Source organism: Streptomyces niphimycinicus, from assembly GCF_018883605.1.
In the GTDB taxonomy this organism is placed as follows: Bacteria; Actinomycetota; Actinomycetes; order Streptomycetales; family Streptomycetaceae; genus Streptomyces; species Streptomyces niphimycinicus.
This window is the reverse complement of the sequence record NZ_JAHLEM010000821.1, coordinates 1-4,670: the sequence shown is the minus strand read 5'-3', so window position 1 is coordinate 4,670 and position 4,670 is coordinate 1. Positions and strand designations below refer to the sequence as shown.

The window sequence follows — 4,670 nt, the reverse complement described above, 5'->3', positions numbered from 1 at the left end:
CGGCCTGCGCTCCGGCCCGCTGGCCCGCACTTCGGCCCGCTGGCCCGCACTTCGGCCCGCTGGCCTGCGCTCCGGCCCGCTCGCCCGTCAGGCGCGCTCGCCCGTCAGGCGCGGCTGTCCGTCAGGCGCCTTGGCTACTCGCCGCGCAGGCTCATCGGACCGTAGATCTTCGTACCGTCCTCGAAGAGCGTCACCTGCTCCGCGCCTCCTTCGAGGAGCGCCCGCCACTCCTCACCGATCCATGACTCCGCGTCCCCCTGGGTCGGGAACTCCTCCGGCTGCACCGCGGGCTTCGTCTCCGCCCCGTCGGACTTCTCGAACCGCCATGTCCACGCCATTCCAGCCTCCTCCATCCCGCCGGCCCACAGGTGATACCCGCCGGTCCACAGGTGATGTCTGCCCGCAGCCTAGGTGACTGATCACTCCGTACGGGGTGGCCCCGCGCGACCCGTGGGATCGGACGCGAGACGATCGGGGCGTGGAACTCACTCTTCTGGGCACCGGAGCCCCCGACGGGCTGCCGCGCCACGGCTGTCCCTGCGCCTCCTGTGCCGCCGCCGTCGGCGAGGAGGCACGGGCCGCCACCTCGCTGCTGATCGACGGCGCGCTGCTGATCGACCTCACCCCGGGGGCCGCCTTCGCCGCCGCACGGGCCGGCCACTCGCTGGCGGGCGTCCGGCAGGTGCTGCTCTCCCATCCGCACGCGGGCCCGGCCGTCGAGTTCCCGGCCGGACTGCCCGCGCCGGGGCGGGTGCCGGACGGCCGCACGCTGTCCCTGATCAGCGGCCACCGGGTGCGGGCGGTCGCGCTGGACTCCCCCGGCACCGGCTACGAGGTCACCGGCCCCGACGGCACCCGGCTGCTGTACCTCCCGCCGGGCGCCGCCGCCGCGGGCCTCGCCGCCGCGGACCTCCCCGACCCGGCCGAGCCGTACGACATGGTGCTGCTCGATGTGCTGGGCCGCCCCGACGCCCTGGCCGCCCTGCGCGCCTCGGGCGCCGTGGGCGCCACCACCGACGTCCTGGCCGTCCACCTCGACCACACCACCCCGCCCGGCCGGGAGCTGCGCCGCCGCCTTGCCGCGGCGGGCGCGCGTGCGGTGCCGGACGGGCGGACGCTGATCGTCGGCGAGTACTCCGCGGTACCGGATCTGCCGCGCCGCACCCTGGTGCTGGGCGGCGCCAGGTCCGGCAAGTCCCTGGAGGCGGAACGGCGGCTGGCCGCCTTCCCCGACGTCCTGTACGTCGCCACGGGCGGCACCCGCGAGGGCGACCCCGAATGGGCCGCCCGCGTCGCCGCCCACCGCGAGCGCCGCCCCGGCTCCTGGCGCACCGCCGAGACCTGCGATCTGACGCCGCTGCTCGCCGAGGACGGCCCACCGCTGCTCATCGACTGCCTGGCGCTGTGGCTCACCGACGCGATGGACTCCGTGAACGCCTGGGACGACGAGAAGTGGGCGAACGGCGGTGAGCGCGCCCTCCGCGAGCGGGTGTCCGCCCTCGTCGCCGGGGTCCGCGCCACCAGCCGTACGGTGGTCGCGGTGAGCAACGAGGTCGGCTCCGGCGTCGTCCCCGCGACCGCCTCCGGCCGCCGCTTCCGCGATGAACTGGGCCGGTTGAACGCGATGTTCGCCGAGGAGTGCGAGCAGGTGCTGCTGGTGGTGGCCGGGCAGGCCCTCCCCCTCCGGGGCTGAGCACGGGGAGCCGCCTACGGTGCCAGGAGCTGTCCCGCGGCGAGGGCCGCCGCCACCGCGCCTCCGGCCGCCACCGCCGAGGCGGCGAACAGCGGAATCCTCGGCACCCAGGTGCGCAGCAGCGCGGACCGGGAGGCCCGGTCCAGCAGCGCGTCACGCCCGCGCAGCACGATCAGGCCGACGCTCATCAGGGTGAGCGCCATACCGGCACCGAAGGCGGCCACCATCGCCAGGGCGATGCCGGTTCTGCCGGTGAGCAGCCCGGTGAGCAGCACCAGGAAGGCGGACGGCGACGGCAGCAGACCGCCGGAGGTGCCGAGCACGACCAGACCTCGCCAGGTGAGCAGCGAGGGGGCGTCGGGGATGTGGTGGCTATGCCCGTGACCGTGACCGTGATCGTGATCGGGATGCGAGTGATCGGGATGCGAGTGACCGTGGTGCGAGTGACCGTGATCGTGGTGGTGCGGGCGATGGTGCCCGCGGTGCCGCAGATGCCGCCACAGCAGGCTCACCCCCACCCCCGCCACCACCAGCGCCGCGACCAGTTGCAGCCACCCCGTCAGCAGCTTCATGTCCGGCGCGTTCTTCGCCGCCAGCCACCAGCCGACCGCGAGGACCGCGACCGAGAGCGTATGCATCACGGCGACGATGCCGCCCAGCCACACCGCGTCCCGCGGCCTGCCCCGGCCGCCCACCAGATACCCGGCGGCCAGCGATTTGCCGTGCCCGGGAGCACAGGCGTGCAGTGCGCCCACGGCCGCCGCCACGAGCAGCGCCACCGGGACGGCGGCCCCATGGTCCAGCAGCGAGACCAGATCGGTGGTCCAACTGGTCCAGCCGCCCTGCGAGGAGGGCGAGTCGGCCGATGCCGCCGAGGTCAGCGCGAGCGTACGGGTCGGCTCCTTCGCCGTGTGCAGCCCCCCGCCGCCCTGATCGGTCACCGACAGCGTCCGGTAGGCGGGATGGACGTCCGTCAACACGGTGACCGTAAGGGTGATCCGGTCCACCGGGCGCGGGCAGACGAAGTGGAGCGTCATGCCGTCGGCCCGGTCCGCCCGGCACGGGCTGCCGTCCTGGCGTACGGCGATATGCGCGCGCAGATAGCCCGCCACATCGCCGTCGGCCTTCTTGCGCAGGGCGGCGACGTCGTCCCGCTGCGCGGACCAGGTCGTCTCCACGGCGGAGCCCGCCGCCTCGACCCTGACGACCGGTGGTGCGCCGAAGGGGTGCGCCTGGGCCGTGCCCGCGCTGCCGAAGAGCAGCGCGGACACGGCGGCCAGCACGAGCAGCACCCCGGTGCGGAGTGTTCGCACGGTGGTGCTTCCTCTCAGTCCCGGCGCGCGGCCAGCGTGTGGACCGTGCCGTCGTCCGTGAGGACGAAGATCCGGTCACCGCTGACGGAGAGGGCCGACGCGACGCCCGCGCCGAGGTTGTACGCGGAGAGCTGCCGACCGGTGGCACGGTCGAGGACGAGCAGCCGCCCGTCCCAGGTCCCCACGTAGACGAGGGTCTTGGTCACCAGCGGATGCATGGTCGGCGAGCCCGCACCGGCCTTGCAGCCCATGGCGACCCGCCACTTGTCGTCCAGCGGGCTCTTCCCCGGCAGATAGCCGGACTTCGACTCCCACACCGGCTTCGAGGGGTCGGCCGCGCTCGTGTCGTAGGCGCGGACGACACCGTCACGTCCCGCGACATAGGCGATGTCGCCCCAGACGGCCGGGCTGGTGAGCGGGGCCGGTCCCGGCTCGCAGGTGCCGCTGCCGCCGAGCTTGGACTCCCAGGTCACCTCGCCCGTCTTCGGGTCGTGCCCGCGGGCTCCGGCGGCGGTGAAGGTCACCAGTTGGGCCGGGCCCGACGCGGGGTCGGTGAGCACGGGCGAGGAGTGGCTGTCGATGCCGCCGCCGGTGTCCTTCACCCAGAGCTGGGTGCAGGTCGCGAGGTCCATGGCGATCACGGTGTTGCTCGACATGGAGTGCAGGTAGGCGGTGTTGGAGCCGGGCTCGCGGATCGCCGTGCTGTGCGCCTGTCCCCAGGAGAACGCGGCGCCGAAGCCGCCCGGGAGCTTCGCGCCGGTCTCGGCTTCCCGGCAGCGGATCGTGCCCGCGTCCTGGTAGACGGCAACCGAGCGGTGGTCCGCGCCCGCGAGCGCGAAGACGCTGACCGGTCCGCCCGCGCGGCCGTAGCGGCGCACGGTGTCACCGTGCTGCTCCTCACGGTCGATCGACTCCCAGGCGATACGGCCGTCCCGCGCGTCGAGCGCGTAGATCCGTCCGACGCCGGTCGTCAGGTAGACCTTTCCGCCGTGGAGCGTCGGCACCGATTCGGCGTCGCCGTCCAGATAGGTGCGCCAGATCTCCCGCCCGGAGGCGATGTCGTAGGCGAGCATCATGCTGTACGGCGAGTCGAAGGCGCGGGACGAGACGATCAGCTTGCCGTCCGTGACCACCGAGCCGTTCAGGTTGAACTGCTCGCCGGTGTGCCGGATCCACTTCAGGTCGAGCTGGGCGCCCGGCTCGTCGGGGCTCGCGGACCGCCCGGCCTCGTCGCCGCCCTGCCGCAGCCAGTCGTGCCCGGCCTTCGGCTGCGGAAGCTCGGAGTCCGGTACGACCTTGAAGGTGCTCTTCAGCGCGGGGAGCGCGGGGAACGCCTTGCCCCGGGTGTCGTCCACCTTTGTCTCGGCGGTGTAGGTGCCGGGCCGCAGCCCGTTCAGCGCGCCACTCGCCCGGGTCCACGCGCCGCGTGCGTCGGGGCAGGGTTCGGGCTTGCCACCCGGCGGGGTGTAGCAGTTCTCGATGCCGGGCTTGGCGGCTCCGTTCCCGAAGCGCAAGCCGGTGCGCCGCACCACGTGGCCGCGGCTGTCCCGTACGGTCAGCGAGGCCCGGCTGGGGGTGCGGCCGTCGTCCTCGGCGTACACCTCGACGGGGACTCCGGCGGCCGAGCCGTGCACACTGCCCTGCCCGGGGCTGACCAGCGCGCT

The 4,670-nt window shown here is 74.0% G+C and carries 4 protein-coding genes; 1 reads left to right on the top strand and 3 read right to left on the bottom strand.

All coding sequences use genetic code 11. From position 1 onward, the window contains the following. Nucleotides 1-134: 134 nt before the first annotated feature. Nucleotides 135-338, bottom strand: coding sequence for a hypothetical protein (locus KN815_RS43435; RefSeq protein WP_059143388.1), 204 nt, complete (start codon nucleotides 336-338; stop codon nucleotides 135-137). A 140-nt stretch (nucleotides 339-478) separates the two neighbouring features. Here KN815_RS43435 and KN815_RS43430 point away from each other — a divergent pair, with 140 nt between their 5' ends. Then, nucleotides 479-1,693 (top strand): bifunctional adenosylcobinamide kinase/adenosylcobinamide-phosphate guanylyltransferase, encoded by a 1,215-nt coding sequence (locus KN815_RS43430; protein WP_216347258.1) that lies wholly within the window; start codon nucleotides 479-481, stop codon nucleotides 1,691-1,693. Nucleotides 1,694-1,707: 14 nt separating this feature from the next. Here KN815_RS43430 and KN815_RS43425 read toward each other — a convergent pair whose 3' ends face one another. Both KN815_RS43425 and KN815_RS43420 read right to left on the bottom strand, forming a co-directional pair. After that, on the bottom strand, nucleotides 1,708-3,006 hold the full coding sequence (locus tag KN815_RS43425; RefSeq protein ID WP_253209612.1) for a hypothetical protein: 1,299 nt from the start codon (nucleotides 3,004-3,006) through the stop codon (nucleotides 1,708-1,710). A gap of 14 nt (nucleotides 3,007-3,020) precedes the next feature. After that, the coding region (locus tag KN815_RS43420; protein ID WP_216347257.1) for an outer membrane protein assembly factor BamB family protein at nucleotides 3,021-4,670 on the bottom strand (1,650 nt) is incomplete at its 5' end.

Bases quoted from the DNA above. Each gene is read 5' to 3' on its own strand.
- KN815_RS43435 (WP_059143388.1), bottom strand. From the start codon at position 338: ATGGCGTGGACATGGCGGTTCGAGAAGTCCGACGGGGCGGAGACGAAG.